The organism is Photobacterium carnosum (genome assembly GCF_021236965.1).
Classification (GTDB): Bacteria; Pseudomonadota; Gammaproteobacteria; order Enterobacterales; family Vibrionaceae; genus Photobacterium; species Photobacterium carnosum.
This window is the reverse complement of record NZ_WMDN01000005.1, coordinates 16,075-33,620: the sequence shown is the minus strand read 5'-3', so window position 1 is coordinate 33,620 and position 17,546 is coordinate 16,075. Positions and strand designations below refer to the sequence as shown.

General features: G+C 39.4%; 17 protein-coding genes. 8 read left to right on the top strand and 9 right to left on the bottom strand.

Annotation, left to right across the window (positions count from 1 at the left end):
- Positions 1-121 precede the first annotated feature (121 nt).
- Positions 122-1,567, top strand: coding sequence for a pyruvate kinase (pyk, locus tag GLP24_RS06715; protein ID WP_232615750.1), 1,446 nt, complete (start codon positions 122-124; stop codon positions 1,565-1,567).
- Positions 1,568-1,669: 102 nt separating this feature from the next.
- Here pyk and rimJ read toward each other — a convergent pair whose 3' ends face one another.
- The gene (rimJ, locus tag GLP24_RS06710; RefSeq protein WP_101767039.1) at positions 1,670-2,254 is read right to left on the bottom strand and encodes a ribosomal protein S5-alanine N-acetyltransferase; all 585 of its coding nucleotides are present in this window, start codon (positions 2,252-2,254) and stop codon (positions 1,670-1,672) included.
- A gap of 202 nt (positions 2,255-2,456) precedes the next feature.
- On the opposite strand from rimJ, the gene GLP24_RS06705 reads away from it, so the two are divergent.
- Positions 2,457-2,918: a methylated-DNA--[protein]-cysteine S-methyltransferase gene (locus GLP24_RS06705; protein ID WP_232615749.1), complete on the top strand. Its 462-nt coding sequence runs from the start codon at positions 2,457-2,459 to the stop codon at positions 2,916-2,918.
- 77 nt (positions 2,919-2,995) lie between these two features.
- On the opposite strand, the gene tyrR is transcribed toward GLP24_RS06705, so the two are convergent.
- The 6 genes from tyrR to pspA all read right to left on the bottom strand — a co-directional run bounded on the left by tyrR (position 2,996) and on the right by pspA (position 8,765).
- Entirely contained in the window at positions 2,996-4,534 is a 1,539-nt protein-coding gene (gene tyrR, locus GLP24_RS06700) for a transcriptional regulator TyrR (protein WP_232615748.1), read from the bottom strand.
- A gap of 310 nt (positions 4,535-4,844) precedes the next feature.
- On the bottom strand, positions 4,845-5,876 hold the full coding sequence (locus GLP24_RS06695) for a YcjF family protein (RefSeq protein ID WP_221942603.1): 1,032 nt from the start codon (positions 5,874-5,876) through the stop codon (positions 4,845-4,847).
- A complete protein-coding gene (locus GLP24_RS06690; RefSeq protein ID WP_232574869.1) occupies positions 5,873-7,270 on the bottom strand; it encodes a YcjX family GTP-binding protein in 1,398 nt (465 codons plus the stop codon). The genes GLP24_RS06695 and GLP24_RS06690 overlap by 4 nt, the downstream gene beginning before the upstream one ends.
- A 137-nt stretch (positions 7,271-7,407) precedes the next feature.
- On the bottom strand, positions 7,408-7,797 hold the full coding sequence (gene pspC / locus GLP24_RS06685) for an envelope stress response membrane protein PspC (RefSeq protein WP_227990252.1): 390 nt from the start codon (positions 7,795-7,797) through the stop codon (positions 7,408-7,410).
- Entirely contained in the window at positions 7,794-8,021 is a 228-nt protein-coding gene (gene pspB / locus GLP24_RS06680) for an envelope stress response membrane protein PspB (protein WP_101767045.1), read from the bottom strand. Before pspB ends, pspC begins: the two co-directional genes overlap by 4 nt.
- A gap of 75 nt (positions 8,022-8,096) precedes the next feature.
- A complete protein-coding gene (gene pspA / locus GLP24_RS06675; protein WP_101767046.1) occupies positions 8,097-8,765 on the bottom strand; it encodes a phage shock protein PspA in 669 nt (222 codons plus the stop codon).
- 218 nt (positions 8,766-8,983) lie between these two features.
- Here pspA and pspF point away from each other — a divergent pair, with 218 nt between their 5' ends.
- The 6 genes from pspF (at position 8,984) to GLP24_RS06645 (ending at position 15,435) form a co-directional block, all read left to right on the top strand.
- The gene (pspF, locus tag GLP24_RS06670) at positions 8,984-10,018 is read left to right on the top strand and encodes a phage shock protein operon transcriptional activator (RefSeq protein WP_232577133.1); all 1,035 of its coding nucleotides are present in this window, start codon (positions 8,984-8,986) and stop codon (positions 10,016-10,018) included.
- Positions 10,019-10,154: 136 nt separating this feature from the next.
- Positions 10,155-11,774, top strand: a complete 1,620-nt coding sequence (gene sapA, locus GLP24_RS06665) for an ABC transporter substrate-binding protein SapA (RefSeq protein ID WP_232615747.1) — start codon at positions 10,155-10,157, stop codon at positions 11,772-11,774.
- Between the two features lie 3 nt (positions 11,775-11,777).
- On the top strand, positions 11,778-12,740 hold the full coding sequence (locus GLP24_RS06660; protein ID WP_101767049.1) for an ABC transporter permease: 963 nt from the start codon (positions 11,778-11,780) through the stop codon (positions 12,738-12,740).
- On the top strand, positions 12,727-13,614 hold the full coding sequence (gene sapC, locus GLP24_RS06655) for a putrescine export ABC transporter permease SapC (protein WP_101767050.1): 888 nt from the start codon (positions 12,727-12,729) through the stop codon (positions 13,612-13,614). Before GLP24_RS06660 ends, sapC begins: the two co-directional genes overlap by 14 nt.
- A 1-nt stretch (position 13,615) precedes the next feature.
- On the top strand, positions 13,616-14,614 hold the full coding sequence (locus tag GLP24_RS06650; RefSeq protein WP_101767051.1) for a peptide ABC transporter ATP-binding protein: 999 nt from the start codon (positions 13,616-13,618) through the stop codon (positions 14,612-14,614).
- Positions 14,611-15,435, top strand: a complete 825-nt coding sequence (locus GLP24_RS06645; protein WP_101767052.1) for a peptide ABC transporter ATP-binding protein — start codon at positions 14,611-14,613, stop codon at positions 15,433-15,435. The genes GLP24_RS06650 and GLP24_RS06645 overlap by 4 nt, the downstream gene beginning before the upstream one ends.
- A gap of 76 nt (positions 15,436-15,511) precedes the next feature.
- On the opposite strand, the gene pyrF is transcribed toward GLP24_RS06645, so the two are convergent.
- Positions 15,512-16,222 (bottom strand): orotidine-5'-phosphate decarboxylase, encoded by a 711-nt coding sequence (gene pyrF, locus GLP24_RS06640; protein WP_232603545.1) that lies wholly within the window; start codon positions 16,220-16,222, stop codon positions 15,512-15,514.
- A 153-nt stretch (positions 16,223-16,375) separates the two neighbouring features.
- A complete protein-coding gene (gene lapB / locus GLP24_RS06635; protein WP_232615746.1) occupies positions 16,376-17,545 on the bottom strand; it encodes a lipopolysaccharide assembly protein LapB in 1,170 nt (389 codons plus the stop codon).
- Between the last annotated feature and the right edge of the window lies 1 nt (position 17,546).

Genomic DNA, 17,546 nt, shown 5'->3' with positions numbered 1-17,546 from the left:
CTCTTATCTTAAATTACTAAACCGTACTCATATACACCGCCTTGTTTATTCAGTATAAAGCCATTTATATACTGCGAACATATTGGATAAATTAAGTCCGTTTATTTACATGGAGTTTATAATGTCAGAACAACTAAGACGTACTAAAATTGTTACCACCCTTGGACCTGCAACTGATCGCGATAATAACCTAGAAAAAATCATTGCTGCGGGTGCTGATGTGGTTCGAATGAACTTTTCCCATGGCAGCCCAGAAGATCATATCCTTCGCACCCAACAAGTACGAGAAATAGCAGCTCGTTTAGGTAAACATGTCGCGATTTTAGGTGATCTTCAAGGCCCTAAAATTCGTGTATCAACCTTTAAAGAAGGTAAAATTCAGCTCAATATTGGTGATACCTTTACGCTTGATAGTGACTTACCCAAAGGTGAAGGTCACCAAGATGCTGTTGGTCTTGACTATAAAGAACTGCCAAATGATGTTATTAAAGGCGATGTGTTGTTACTTGATGATGGTCGAGTTCAACTACAAGTTACTGAAGTAACGGGCAATAAAGTACATACTATCGTTACCGTTGCTGGCCCTTTATCTAATAACAAGGGCATAAATAAAAAAGGCGGTGGCTTATCTGCGGCAGCATTAACAGCAAAAGATAAAGCAGACATTATTACAGCCGCAGCCATGAAGGTTGATTACCTCGCAGTTTCTTTTCCTCGCAATGGTGCAGATATGCATTACGCCCGTCAATTAGCAACAGAGGCGGGATTAACAGCAAAATTAGTCGCCAAAGTAGAGCGAGCAGAAACGGTTGCAACCACTGAAACGATGGATGACATTATTCTAGCATCTGATGTAGTGATGGTTGCCCGAGGTGATTTAGGGGTTGAGATTGGCGATCCTGAGCTTGTTGGCGTACAAAAAAAGCTGATCCGTCGTGCACGTAGCTTAGACCGTACCGTTATCACTGCAACTCAAATGATGGAATCAATGATCACTAGCCCAATGCCAACGCGAGCTGAGGTGATGGACGTTGCTAATGCGGTATTAGACGGTACTGATGCGGTAATGTTATCGGCAGAAACAGCAGCAGGTAATTTCCCTGTTGAAACCGTGACAATAATGGCGAGTGTTTGTCTTGGCGCTGAAAAAGAACCGAGTATTAATATTTCCAATCACCGTTTAGATCGTAAATTCTCAAATCCTGAAGAAACTATTGCAATGGCAACCATGTATGCCGCTAATCATATGGTGGGCATTAAAGCGATTGTCGTGATGACAGAATCCGGCCGTACACCCCGCTTAATGTCTCGTATTTCATCAGGATTGCCTATTTTTGCGTTATCAAGAAATAAAACGACATTGAACCAAGCTTCATTATATCGCGGCGTTACTCCCGTCTTTTTTGATCGTGATAGTGACGCAGGTTTAGAAGCGGCAAAACATGCTCTGAATGTGCTAAAAGAAGCAGGATATGTACAAGCTGGCGATTTAACCATTATCACCCAAGGTGATAAAATGGATACGGTGGGATCAACCAATAATATGCGTATTTTAACGGTTGATTAATTCTTAACTGCGCCGTTATACACGTATCATTAATAGCAATAAAAACAATGAATAACAAAGGCTGAGATCGTATTCTCAGCCTTTTTCGGTTTTAAAACAGACTCAGTTTATCGGCAGTGACCAATTAGGGTTCACTAACGATGTTAAAATATGATCTTGCCATTGACCATTGATCAATAAATAATCTTTTGCTAACCCTTCTTGCTCAAAACCAACCGCCGTTAATACACCGCCACTTTTATTATTATGTGGCATATACGCGGCCATAACGCGGTGAAAATGTTTATCGATAAAGATCCACTCACATACCGCCGTTAGCGCACGACGCATCACCGCTTTGCCCTGATGCTCTTGATCTAATGAATAACCGACATGGCAGGCGTAAAAGGGTGACTTCACTAAATTACTAAAATTAATCACGCCAATAATAGCGTTCGTTTCACGATGCTCGATAACAAAATAAAAAGCCATCTCATGACGATGTAGGGTCGCTATTTGTTCTAAACGTTGTTGCCAACCCGCAAGGCTAAAAAAAGCCTCATGCCGTAATGGCTCCCAAGGCGCAAGAAAATGACGGTTACGTTGATAGTATGCTGAAATTTGTTCCGCATCTCGCGCTTCAATCAAGCGAATTTTTATATCATCAAGTATAATAGTTGATGAGCGATGTATAATTGAATGAAACAAGTACGACCTCGATATGACAGTGTTAATTGATATAACGCACATTTTATGAGTTTACATGATATTGAATACAAGCCACATTCAATATTCGATATATTAGCATAGCGTTGTCTGTTACTCTTCGGCAGTCAATGTTATTAATTATTACGCCTTTAGTGAGTGATTGATGTATTACGATTGTATTGAAACAGAACTGGGAAATATTATGTTGCTGGCCGATCATCAAGGTCTTCGACAACTATCGATTATGAGTCCCAGTTATAGCCCTAATGAAATATGGCAGCATAACCCCGAGTTTATGGCTCCCTTCATTAGACAACTCAAAGAATACCTCATCGGCTCCCGAAAAAAATTCACTTTTCCTCTCGCTCCTCAAGGCACCCTATTTCAACAGCAAATATGGCATGCCATTGCTGATGTTCCTTATGGCGAAATAGTTACCTACGAACAAATAGCCGCAAATATTGGCAATACCAAAGCAACCCAAGCAATAGGTATAGCTAAAAATGTTAACCCTATTCCCATTGTGATCCCTTGCCACCGAGTATTAAATAGCCATAATTCATTATGCGGCTATCGTTATGGTGAAGAAATCGTTGCACTATTATTAGCCTTAGAAGCTGGTGATACTATCTTGTTGGAAGAGCATCAAAACGACGAATACTAATTCCATAGCTTTATTGTTTGTTATAAAAAATAAAGAGATAGCAATAATGGCTATCTCTTTTATTTTACGCTTAAGGATCAGTTACGTTTGCTAAGCCCATATTCACGAAGCTTATTCGCCACCGCGGTATGAGAAACCCCTAACCGTTTAGCGAGTTTACGGGTTGATGGATAGCTCTGATATAAATTAGATAAAATGCCTGATTCATAACGTTTCATTATTTCATCTAACGAACCGGTTAATATTTCTTCACTAAGAACAGTCGTCGATTCATTTTCGGGTAATTGCACATAAGCAGACGTCATTTCAGCCCCTTCTACCTGTGTCATTGCACGAAATAAAACATTACGTAATTGACGAATATTTCCAGGCCAAGCATATTGCTTAAGGGCAAGCGCTAATTCTTCAGATAATATAGGTTTAGGTTGGTATAGCTCTTGAGAAAATTGTGTTAAGAATAATTCAGCTAACGGTACAATATCGGCGGCACGCTCTCGCAATGGTGGTACCACTAAAGCCAGCACATTAAGGCGATAGTAAAGATCCTCACGAAACGCGCCATCAGCAACCAAATCAAGTAATCTCTTTTGAGTAGAACAAATTACCCGTACCGATACTTTTATTTCCGCTTCTTTACCTACACGACGGAAAGTACCATCTTGTAAAAAGCGTAATAATTTAATCTGTAAGTGCTTTGACATTTCACCAATTTCATACAGAAAAACAGTACCACCAGCCGCTTGTTCAAAAATACCTTTTTTAGCCGATTCACTGACACTTCCAATGCAACCAAACAACTCTGTTTCTACCGCATTATCCGGCATAGATATACAATTAACCACTAAAAATGGCTTATCACGATGTACTGAGCGTTGATGACAAGCTCGGGCTAACATCTCTTTACCCGTCCCCGTTTCGCCTTGAATAAGCAACGGTGCATCAAGCAATGCGAGCTTTTTTGCTTGGCCAAGTAAGTGCTTAAACCGCGATGAATGACCAATAAAATGCTCAAAACCACTGTCACCATGAATACTACGCATAACCATCGGCATTTTAGCTTCAGAAAGTGATTTCAATAAAATTAAAGCACTAACAAGTACAGGCTCAGGTGCATCATCACTTACAAATACTGGCATAATATCCATTTGATAATCTAGCCCCGAAATCACTACAATCTCACTGTGTTTTTTCGCCTGATCTTTATCTAACCAGCGAGAAAAATTGAACCCAAGTAAAGAATGAATATTTTCATTGAATAAGTCGTCACTTTGATAACCCATTAATTGTTCAGCAGCTTGATTTGCAAAATCCACTTTACCATTTAAATTAATGGTAAAAAATGGATCAGGTAACGTCTGTAATAAAGCAGATAACTCGGTATGTTCGCGTTCACTAGGCATAAATTGAATTTTACGCACATCAGTAACGCCATCTAACTGCCGAATCTGTGACATTAATTGACTAAATTGCTCAAACTCAACTTCTGGACAATTTAAATAAATAATACCAATACGATCAATTTCAATCCCACGAAGATCAATATCTTGACTCGTTAAAATATCCAATAATTCACGAGTCATACCTACTCTATCTTCGCAAAACACCTGTAATCTCATTGTTTACACCTTATTGTTATTTATCTTCTGTGTATAATTAATTACAGTTATCCATTTAGGACAATCTTGAACAATACCAATATTAATCATGGTGTTAAGCTTTACCCCTGAGAGACTTAATCCACACAATTAAAAGTATCCATAAGTGAATACTGTCAACTATTCCTGACAGTTGTGTCAGTGTGCGACTAACCCATTAATGAGTCAAGCCACGAGATCGCATATACATAGATTAAATATAAAAAGAAATATTATCGACAATAAAAAAGAGAACCGAAGTTCTCTTTTTTATTGTGTATTAATTCAATCGTTAGCGCTTATCTTGCTTACCTAATTGACTTAATAGGTCGCGACGAATTTCACTCAATTTAGGCTGTTCACCCTCCATCCATGGTAATGGACGCATAAGGTTAATCGCTTTAAGTCCTAATCGACCTGTTAATAAACCGACCCCAACACCTTGGGCTACTCGGGTTGACATTCTTCCAGCAAGATCCATCGACAACATATCCATCCCTAAATCGGCAATCACTTCAGATGCACCAGCAAATGCCATATTCGCGAGCACTAGTTTGACTAATTTAATCCGTGACCAATAACTAAGTTCAATACCATACACTGCTGAAATTTGTTCAATTAAACGAAAATTACGCCAAGCAACTAACAACATATCAGCCACCGCTAACGGACTCAATGCCACCATTAATGCCGCTTCACTAGAATATTTTGCCACTAACTGTCGGGCTAATTTATCTTGTTGACTCACCACCATTTGATCATAAAGCGCCAACACTTCTCGATCATTATGGGTTGCAGCTAATGCATGGAGCCAACGATCATAACCATGATTATCGGTTGGAATTTGGCTTAATTTAGCTAATTTAACGCAAAAAGCTTTACCAGCCCCAATACCATCAGCCACTAATAATAACTGCGCTTGCTCACGTTCAGTTTGACGTTGTTTTAAACGGCGTAAATTAATAAACTCACGTCCTAACGCACCAATACCCGCCACAGCAATACCTGCAACAATGGCACTCCACCCTAACGATAGCCAATTACTGGTTTGATAAGCTGTTGTGACATGATCCACGGTTTGCCAGCCAACCATAGCAGCACCAGCAACCAATAACCCTTTGAACCAACGATAACGACGTTTAGGCTTAGCGGCTAAAATTTGTTCTAGCGTTTGTTCGCTCTCAACTTCAGTACTCTCAACTGTATCAGGCAAAAATTCGCTTTGTTGTTCAAAGTTCATTTTTATCGTTAAATCCGGTTGTTGATCATTTAACGGCTGTTGAACCTCATCAAACACTATTTTTGCTTTTAATGGCTCTGTCATTGCAATTTATCTCCCAAAAGATATTCCAATGCTTTATCCATTCGAATATGCGGTAACGGTTCATCTATTTGTTGTGGTAAAGGGCGTAAATTAATGAAATCGAATCCATTTTTATCCCAAAAATCTTGATTGGGTAATCGTCGCGGCACATCACCAGGAAAGAAAGTTTGTGCATTACCAGAAATATCCGTACCACGTAATGCGGGTACTTGTTTACCTTGGTAATTCACAAAACCAGGCTCACTCGCTTGAATCGATGCCAAGCTAACACAATCCATGCTAATACCTTCAAACGAGGCAGTTTGCCATGCTTCATTAACCAATTGCTGTAATAAGCCAACTAAGTTTGGGTGTTGCTCTGGGGTTATATGATCCGCTTTTGTCGCGGCAAACAACACTTTATCAATCCGTGGTGCAAATAACCGTCGTAACATTGAACTACGACCATATTTAAAACTTTGCATCAATTGATCTAATGCTTGGCGCATATCATTAAACGACTCATGACCTGCATTTAATGGTTGTAAGCAATCAACCAGCACAATTTGTCGATCAAACTTAGAGAAATGATCACGATAAAAAGCTTTCACGACATGTTGCTGATAATACTTATAACGTTTTTTTAGCATCCCAAAGTTACTATCATCAGTGGCTGTTGCTAGTTGTTGCTCAGTATATTTATTGGTCCAGACCATCGGAAAGAACTGTAATACGGGCGCGCCCGCTAATTCCCCTGGTAATACAAACCGCCCCGGCTGAACCCAATGTAAACCACCTTCGGCCTTACATTGATGTAAATAATCCGTAAACGAAGCAGAAATCGTTTCAATCAAGGCTTCATCAGCAGGAGCAAAAGGATCAAACAGCTCCCCCATTGATAACCATGATTGTGCTAATGCTAACCGCTGACCTTTTAATGCTTGTGCTTGTTGCTTCGACCAATTCATAAAATCAAGGTCAAGTAAGGGTAAATCTAATAACCACTCACCAGGGTAATCAATAATATCGAGATACAACGTCGCCGTATCTTGAAATAATTTCAAGGCCCCTTTTTGCGGTTTAAAGCGCAATGCTAATCGCGTTTGACTAACATCACTGGTTGGCTGAGGCCATGATGGTGGAGCCGATAATAACGCATTCATACCATCATCATAGCCAAATTTAGGGACATGCATATCCAGCTGAGGTACTCTTTTTGAACCTAATAAATAGCCTTCTCTTACCGCTGAAAACATCGGTAATCGAGGATTAGTACTGACGTGTAATAACTGGTTAATCAGTGAGGTAATAAAGGCCGTTTTTCCTGCGCGAGATAAACCGGTTACCGCAAGACGCACATGGCGATCAAGGCTGCGGTTAACCCATTTATTCACTTCATTGCTAATTCGATTCATCACGGTTCCCTATTCATCGATATGGTTTTATAACCAACCACAAAAAAGCAGGCCTGATATCATCAGTACCTGCTTCATCTTGATAGTATTTATCAACTTAATCTACGAAATAATATCAAGCACTTTAGATTTCTACGCTAAAGTTTATTAAATTCACGATCAACTTTAAAGGCAGAAGATGTTACATAAGCTTCCATTTTTTGAATTTTAGCTTCACTACGCCCAAGTTCAGTTTCAACATTATGTAAAATTTGTTGCGCTGATTGCCCTGTTTGCCATGGTTTTTGCTTGACGTTATGTTCGGTATATTGATGCTGTTGTTCTTTCCGTTGCGGTGGCATTTTGTCTAAAATTAACCACGCTGCGATATAAGCCACAGTTGCAAAAAAACCAACACCTAATAAAAAAGCCGTAACAGCCAAGATACGCATCAACCAAATTTCAACACCGAAATATTCAGCTAAACCTGCACAAACACCGCCTAATTTACCATTTTTAGGATCACGGAATAATGTTTTACGCACTATTTCTGCCTCCATTGTGGTACATCAGCATCTAGAATTCGCTCAAGCGTAACAATTCGCTCTTGCATCACCTCTGCGCGTGCCACTAAGGTTTCTAACTTTTGATGATCCTCACCAGATAATCCCTCACCTGATTTATGCTTACTGCGGTAATGAAGAATCAACCACAATGGCGCCACAATAATCATAAACACCACTAACGGAATACTAATAAAACCCATCGACATTTGTTGTTCTCCTTTCACGCAAAGGTAATAGCATTATTATTGTTTTTCTATTATTGAAAAGGCAATACCTTACAATTACTGTTGTTTATTATTCATGCTTGCTTTTAGACTCTCAAGCTCTTTTTCAATATCGTCTTGTGCTTGAAGATCTGCAAATTCTGACTCTAAGCTTTTTCCACGACCAAAACTATAGCTATCCGCTTCTGCTTCCATTTCATCAATACGACGCTCGTATTGTTCAAACTTCGACATTGCTTCATCAACTTTACTGGTATCAAGTTGACGACGTACATCTCGGCGCGTGTCGGCAGCTTTATGACGCGTCACTAACGCTTGCTGACGAGCACGAGTTTCTAATAATTTACGCTCAAGTTCAGCCACTTCTAACGATAATTTCTCAATCGTTTCATCAACTAACTTATATTCTTCATTTAATGTTAACGCAACATCAACTAACTTTTGTTTTTCAATTAATGCGGCACGAGCAAGATCTTCACGGCCTTTTTGAATCGCTAAACTGGCTTTTTGTTGCCAATCTGTTGATTGTGTTTCAATTGCTGTAATACGGCGACGCAGCTCTTTTTTATCTGCTAATGCACGCGCTGATGAAGTACGCACTTCAACCAATGTATCTTCCATTTCTTGAATGATAAGACGAATCAATTTTTGCGGATCTTCTGCTTTATCTAATAATGAATTGACATTAGCATTTACGATATCAGCAAAACGAGAAAAAATACCCATAATAAAACTCCTTAGTCAACCGCATTGGATTTCACACAATAAACGGTTTATATCATCAAACTCACAATATATTGTCATGTGAGGTGCAATTCTTCTATATACATATCAACTTGCGTGCCAACTTTTAAGTGACTGTTTTACAATAATTAAATAAATATCACCGTATATTAACCAACAATGATATAGTGAATATAACCAACTTTTAGTGAGATTGACCAATGAGAAAAACCGAAAATTTAATCGGTGAATCAGACGTTTTTTTAGCCGTACTTGATCACGCATCACGGTTAGCAACACTTAATCGTCCCGTGCTTATTTTAGGGGAACGCGGTACAGGTAAAGAACTAATTGCACAACGTATTCACTATCTATCAACCCGATGGGATCAACCTCTTGTTAGCTTAAATTGCGCAGCATTAAGTGAAGGCGTTATTGATTCTGAACTGTTTGGCCATGAAGCTGGCGCATTTACAGGCGCAAAAGGTCGACATCAGGGGCGATTTGAACGTGCTGAAAATGGCACACTTTTTTTAGATGAACTTGCAACGGCACCGATGGGCGTTCAAGAAAAACTCTTACGTGTGATTGAATACGGTGAATATGAACGTGTTGGTGGCAATAAAAGCTGCCAAGCCAATGTTCGACTCATCTGTGCCACCAATCAAAACTTACCACAGCTTGCCGTAGACGGAAAATTTAGAGCCGATTTATTAGATAGATTAGCGTTTGAAGTGATCCATTTACCACCACTTAGAGCACGGGCTGATGATATTTTACCATTAGCCGAACATTATGCGATTCGAATGTGTCGTGAAATGAACTTTAGTTATTTTGCCGGTTTTAGTTATCACGCCCAGCAACAATTATTAAACTACACATGGCCGGGTAATATTCGTGAATTAAAAAATGTTGTTGAACGCTCGATATTTCGTCATGCGATAGAAAATGAAGCTATAGATACCATTATTATTGACCCCTTTACGACGCCGTGGGAGCAACTTGACATAGCAACTACTCAACCATCTCTGTCCCAGCCCCAGACAATTGTACAATTACAAAAACAAGATACGGCGACATTGACATTCCCTATAGATTTACGCCAACAACTGCAACAACAAGAAATTATATGGATTAAACAATCTTTAACATTCGCTAAATTTAATCAAACAAAAGCAGCCGAATTATTAAACCTTAGTTACCATCAACTAAGGGGATTAATTCGCAAATATGACATCAATGTTAATGGTGATTAATCAACCAAATTGAGACTACTATTCAACATAATTGACGCTTTTTCGCTAATTTAATTTAAAACAAGCAGGATAACTTGGTGAGCGAGATGGAAAATGTTAAATTTAAAAACTTAATTTCAAATAACGCCTATTAAATATGAGCGCTTACTATCGTCTTTTTATTGCTAGTTTGGTTTTATTAACCTTTAGTGGCTGTAAACAACCAACAAAAGATTCTATTACCCTACGAAGCGGGTTTGTCTATTGTGGTCAAGATACACCAACAACGCTTAATCCTCAGTTAACAGACGGTGGACTAACAGCAGAAACCCTTTCGGCACAAATTTTTGACCGTCTGCTATTACTCGATCCCATTAGCTATAAACCACTACCCGATCTCGCTAAAAGCTGGACGATCAGTGATGACGGTTTAGTGTATACATTTACTCTTCGCCAAGGCGTGAAATTTCAAACAACCACATGGTTTACGCCAACACGTACTATGAATGCTAATGATGTTGTATTCAGTTTTGAGCGCGTGATTAATCCCGACAATCCTTTTCATCATATCTCTGGAGGTCGCTATCCGTGGTTTGAAAGTCTCGGATTTGCTAATGATGTTGAGAGCATTAAAGCACTGAATCCTCATACGGTTCAATTTACATTAAGACGCCCAGATAATTCTTTCTTATCTAATTTAGCCACCAGTTATGCTGTTGTTTATTCAGCTGAATATAGTCAACAATTATTAAAGTCCGGCCAAATTGGTAAATTGGATAGCCGCCCAATAGGGACTGGACCTTTTTATGTTGATCAATTTATCCCTAACGATCTTATTCGTTTAAAGCACCATACAGGTTATTGGCAAGGTACTGCGCCAATGGAACAAGTGGTGTTTGATATTTCTTCTCGAGGCATGGGCAATTTAACCAAATTATTAAGCGCGGAATGTGATGTCTTAGCTTCGCCTGTTGCCAGTCAATTACCAGTGATCACAGACAATAATAATTATGAATTATTAGCACAAACTGGGATGAACGTATCATTTTTAGCATTAAATACTGATCTAAAGCCCTTAAACAACCTCAAAGTTCGAGAAGCTATCAGCTACGCCATTAACAGAAATACACTACTTAATTCAGTCTATTATGGCACGGCAACCAAAGCAAAAAGCTTATTGCCACCAACATCATGGGCTTATAATAATGACAGTAAAGCCATTAATTATAATCCTAAAAAAGCGAAGGCATTGCTTAAACAAGCAGGCTATAACACTGATCAAATATTAACGATGTGGGTTCCTTTAGAATCACGACCTTATAACCCAAGTCCACAAAAAACAGCAGAACTGATTCAAGCTAATCTCAAAGCTATTGGTATCAATGTGATTATTTATCATCAAGATAATATCGGTCGCTTAGGTGTCAATAACATGAATAAGTACGATATGATGCTTGCAGGTTGGATTGCCGATAACGGTGATCCTGATAATTTTTTGCGTCCATTACTGTCTTGTAATGCAAAGCATGTGGGATTAAATGTAGCTAATTGGTGTGATATTCAGTTTGATAATTTACTTGAGTTAGCATTACGTACTAATAAAACCCAACAACGGGTTAACTACTACAAACATGCACAAGATATCCTTGATCAACAAGTGCCGATCATTCCTCTTGCTCATGGTGTGCGTTTTCAAGCGCACAATAAAACACTCGGCGGACTACAGATGAGTCCTTTTGGCTCGTATTCATTTTCCAGCGTCTATCGGACTGAGTAAAGTATGTTTATCTACATTATACGTCGCTTAAATCTATTTATTATTACATTACTCATTCTAACCATTGTCAGTTTCAGCATTTTAAGACTTGATACCCAATTGCAATGGGCTTATGAACCCTTTTGGCAAGGTTGGTTCATTTACCTACAAAATTTATTCTCAGGTAACTTAGGTATTAGCTCGACAGGTATTCCGATGAGTACAGAGATACTCAAAGTCTTTCCTGCTACATTAGAATTATGTTTTTTTGCTTTTCTGTTATCTTTAGTGATTGGGATCCCGTTAGGTACTATTGCCGGCGTCCGTCGAGGCTACCCTATTGATACCATCATTAGTTCAATTACATTATTAGGTTATTCCATCCCTTTGTTTTGGCTTGCAATGTTGCTTATCTTATTGTTTTCATTGAACTTAGGATGGCTTCCTGTTTCTGGGCGCTATAGTTTATTATACCAATTTAACCATGTTACCGGTTTTGCATTAGTAGATATTCTACTATCCGATAAGCCTTACCGCATGGAAGCCTTCTTTGATGCAATTAAGCACCTTATATTACCGACTATTGTGCTAGCAATGGCCCCAACAACCGAGGTTATTCGTTTAACACGTGCATCAATAGCCGAAGTAATGACCAAAAATTACATCAAAGTTGCTCAAACCAAGGGCCTGTCAACCTTTGAGATTGTACGCCGCCATGGTATGAAAAATGCGCTGCCACCTATTATTCCAAAATTAGGAATGCAGTTTGCCTCAATGATGACCTTTGCGATGTTGACTGAATCTATTTTTAACTGGCCCGGTATTGGTCGCTGGTTACTCAATGCTATTGCGGCACAAAACTATATCGCCATCCAAGCTGGGGTTATTACTGTAGGCGGCTTTATTTTATTAGCCAATATCTTATCAGATGTTATTGGCGCACTTGTTAATCCATTGGTAAGAAAGGAATGGTATGCCATCAAATAGTGTTTACCAAGAAGCCACTATCCCAACCCAATGGGAACGCTCATGGCAAAATTTTCGCGCTAACTCATTAGCAATGTTTGGCCTGTGGTGTCTATTAGCCTTGTTATTAATTACCATTAATGCGCGCTGGTTAGCCCCTTATTCTGCGGTAGAGCAAGTAGGTGAACTACTGATGCCGCCATCATGGGACAATTCAGGACATGTCTCGTTCTTTTTTGGTACCGATGATCTCGGGCGTGATATTTTATCGCGATTGTTAATAGGCAGCCAATTAACCTTTGGTTATGCGTTATTAATCGCATTTGCATCCAGTATTATTGGACTGCTAATTGGTATTTTAGCGGGCATGAGTAGTGGCCTTAAATCGAGTTTTCTTAATCATATATTAGATACCGTATTATCGATTCCATCATTGCTACTCGCGATTATTGTTGTTGCCTATATGGGACCAGGAGAAACTCACATTTTATTCGCCATTTGGCTGGCCTTAATTCCTCGGTTCATTCGTGCTGTCTATACCGCAGTTCACATTGAGGTAGCTAAAGACTATATTATTGCCGCTCGTCTTGATGGTGCAAATAACTTTTACCTTCTTTATAATTCGATATTACCTAACATTTTAACTACCATTACCACTGAAATGACACGTGCCATTTCAGTCGCGATTATGGATATTGCTGCACTTGGCTTTTTAGGCTTAGGGGCACAAGCACCTCAACCTGAATGGGGTGCAATGCTTGGGGATTCGATTGACCTTATTTATCTTGCGCCATGGACAGTTACCCTGCCAGGGCTTGCGATTATGTTTAGCGTATTAGTCATTAACCTTGTTGGTGATGGTATGCGTCAAGCACTTAACGCGGGAATTGATTAACATGCCTTTACTTGATATACGTAACTTAACCATCGAAATTGACACGCCACAAGGGATGGTAAAAGCCGTTGATCGCATGAGTATTACGATTAACGAAAGTGAAATTCGTGGTTTAGTGGGAGAATCTGGCTCAGGTAAAAGCTTAGTAGCAAAAGCAATTGCAGGTGTATGTAAAGATAACTGGCGAGTTAATGCTGACCGAATGCGTTTAGGTGATGTCGATTTACTGGCATTATCCCCTCGTCAACGTCGTAAAATTGTTAGCCGCGAAATCGCGATGATATTTCAAGAGCCATCAACTTGTCTTGATCCCTCTGAACGTATTGGTGAACAATTAGAAGAGGCTATTCCATCATCATCATTTAGTGGTCGAATTTGGCAGCGTTTTCATTGGCGTCAGAAACAAGCCATTGCGTTATTACATAAAGTCGGTATTAAAGAACATAAACGGATCATGCGTAGCTATCCTTATGAATTAACTGATGGTGAATGCCAAAAAGTAATGATTGCAATGGCGATTGCTAACCGTCCACGACTATTGATTGCTGATGAACCGACTAACGATCTTGACCCTATTACTCAAGCACAAATTTTCCGCTTGTTAAGTCGTATGAATCAATTAGGCAACACCACCATTCTACTCGTTAGCCATGATCTCACTACCGTAACCCAATGGGCGGATAGGATCACGGTAATGTATTGTGGGCAATCAGTTGAATCAGGCACATCAAAAGAATTACTTGAGCTTCCTCACCACCCTTATACCGCAGCATTGATGCGGGCAATGCCTGACTTTTCGCTTGGCATTAATCATAAATCTAAATTAGAAACATTACCGGGGTCTATTCCCCCACTCCAACATTTACCCATCGGCTGCAGGTTAGGCCCTCGTTGTCCTTATGCACAACGAAAATGTGTAGAAGTACCTCCTCGCCGAAAAATCAAAGGCCATAAATTTAGCTGTCATTTCCCGCTAAATATGAAGGATGACAACAAATGAGTTCACTACTTGAAGTTGTAAACCTAAAAAAAGATTATCACTACCGTTCAGGTTTATTCCGCCGTCGTACCATTGAAGCAGTAAAACCGGTTTCATTTCAACTCAATGCAGGCGAAACTATTGCGCTATTAGGTGAAAATGGCTCAGGGAAATCAACATTAGCAAAAATGCTGGCAGGGGTGATCACGCCAACAGAAGGTATTGTGCGAGTAAATGGTGAACAACTTCATCACCATGATTATCAAACACGCTGCAAATTGATTCGAATGATTTTCCAAGATCCTAATACTGCGTTAAATCCACGGATTCAAATTGGACGGATCCTTGAAGGACCGTTAAAACAAAATACGAACATGACCCCACAAGCTCGTGAGCGACGTATTATGGATACACTTAAACGCGTCGGTTTACTGCCAGAGCATGCTTATTTTTACCCTCAGATGCTTGCAACAGGACAAAAACAACGTGTATCACTTGCCCGTGCGCTTATTTTGCAACCTTGTATTATTGTCGCTGATGAAGCCTTAAATGGTTTAGATATGTCAATGCGCTCACAAATGATAAACCTGTTACTTGAATTGCAAGAAGAGATGGGATTGTCTTATGTGTATGTATCACAACATATGGGAGTGGTAAAACATTTCAGTGACAAAGTAATGGTGATGCACGATGGCGAAGTCGTCGAAAAAGGACGTACTGCGAATGTCTTTGCTAACCCTAAGCACTCATTAACGCAAAAGCTACTTGATAGTCACTTTAGTATACCAACACGAGAAAAAAGTACTCGTATACTTAATAGTACGCCTAAAATCAGCTACTAATATAAAAATTAACGCCAGTATTTTTACATCATTGACATAAAAACACTGGCGTTATCGTTTGCTTATTTATTAAAAATTAAGCCAATGTTTTATTAATTGCAGCTAATACTGCCGCAGGATCACTTGCTTGAGTAATTGGACGACCAATCACTAAGTAATCAGACCCAGCTTCAATCGCTTCAACTGGCGTCATCACTCGACGCTGATCACCCGCTTCACTGCCTACAGGACGAATACCAGGGGTTACCAACTTAAATGGTTGTCCCAATTTCGATTTTAATATAATGGCTTCTTGCGCAGAACAGACAACACCATCAAGACCACTATTTTTAGTCAATGTTGCTAAATTCAATACCTGTTGTTGTGGTTGACACAAAATACCGACGCCGGCTAAATCACTGGCTTCCATACTGGTTAAAACCGTCACACCAATTAATAATGGGCGATCTTTACCATAAGGTTCTAAAATTTCACGTGAAGCAGTCATCATGCGCTCACCACCACTAGCATGTACATTCACCATCCACACCCCTAATTCCGCGGCCGCTCTTACTGCTTTTGAACACGTATTTGGAATATCATGAAATTTTAAGTCTAGAAATACTGAATGGCCGCGAGCATGTAATTGGCGCACAAAATCAGGACCAAAAAAAGTGAACATCTCTTTACCGACTTTTAATCGGCAGCTTCCTGGCTCAATACGATCGACAAAAGCGAGTGCCTCATGGTGATTATCATAATCAAGGGCAACGATTACTTTAGGGTCTGTTACTTTAGCGTCTAGCATTGAGTCTCCTATTATATCTAAATATATCCATTGAACGGTTATCCCACCGCCGGCAGGATTTTACATCAATTGATTAAATTTGATAACTACAACTACAAAAAAACCAGTACATTACTGCACTGGTTTTAATAATATAAAAATACTCGGTGATAATTATTCACCATCAAGTCCTCGAATTGGCTTGATTTGCCCCCAGCTCTTACAAGAAGGACATTGCCAATATAAAGCATGCGTTGCAAAACCACATTGACGACAACGATAGCGGGGTTTCGCTTTAAGTTGCTCACCCACTAAGTGACGCAAACTGGTTAAGCTTTCTTTAGCTCGACCTTCCTCTGCCTCATCAAGATGGTATTCCATCAACTGATAAAAGCCTTTCATCGTGGGATTTTGTTGAAGTTGGCGTGTCATAAAAGACTGTGCGGTTACTACGCCATCATGCTTAGCAATTTCATCAGCAAGCATTAGTTCAGCACTCGCCCCTGCTTTTTGTTCGACACAATGTTGTAAATATTTCAGCCATGCCGTTTGATTATGCATTGCTTCATAACATTCAAATAATAATGGTAAAGCCTCACCCACAAACTCAATATCTTGTTCAGATATACGCTCTAAAATTTTTGCAGCTTGTTTATATTCTTGTTGTTTAACTTGTATTTTTGCCATTGCAATCGAGGCACGAACACAGTGTTTATCCACTGACAGCGCTTTTTTGAGTAACTGCATAGCTTTATCTTGATTCTGAGCACTCAGTTCAAGCATAGACAGTTCACACCAGTAATGAGCAATATTATGCTTTAGTTTCGTTTTACCTAATTTCACCAACTGAGTTGCCATTTCAATGGCTTTTTCCCATTCTCGCGTTTGTTGATAAATGGCTAATAACTGTTGTAATGCAGACTTTCGATAATCAGGCTCATCCAACAACTGCTCAAAAATACGCTCAGCACGATCAAAAAAACCTGCTGCCATATAATCTTTTGCTAATTGTTGTAAAGCTAAGTTACGTTGTTCAATCGATAAATTAGGCCTTGCTATCAAATTTTGGTGAATACGAATAGCGCGATCAACCTCTCCTCTGCTGCGGAATAAATTACCAAGAGCAAGATGAGTATCAATAGTTTCACTGTCAACCTGAAGCAACTCAATGAACAGGTCTACTGCTTTATCAGATTCATCTGATAACAACATATTAAGACCTGTTACATATTGGCGAGATAAGTGGTCAGACTTTTCTTGCTTTTGGTTACTTGCGCTCCTGTTACCCATATACCAACCATAAGCGGCAGCAATAGGTAAAAGTAAGAACAACAACTCAAGCATT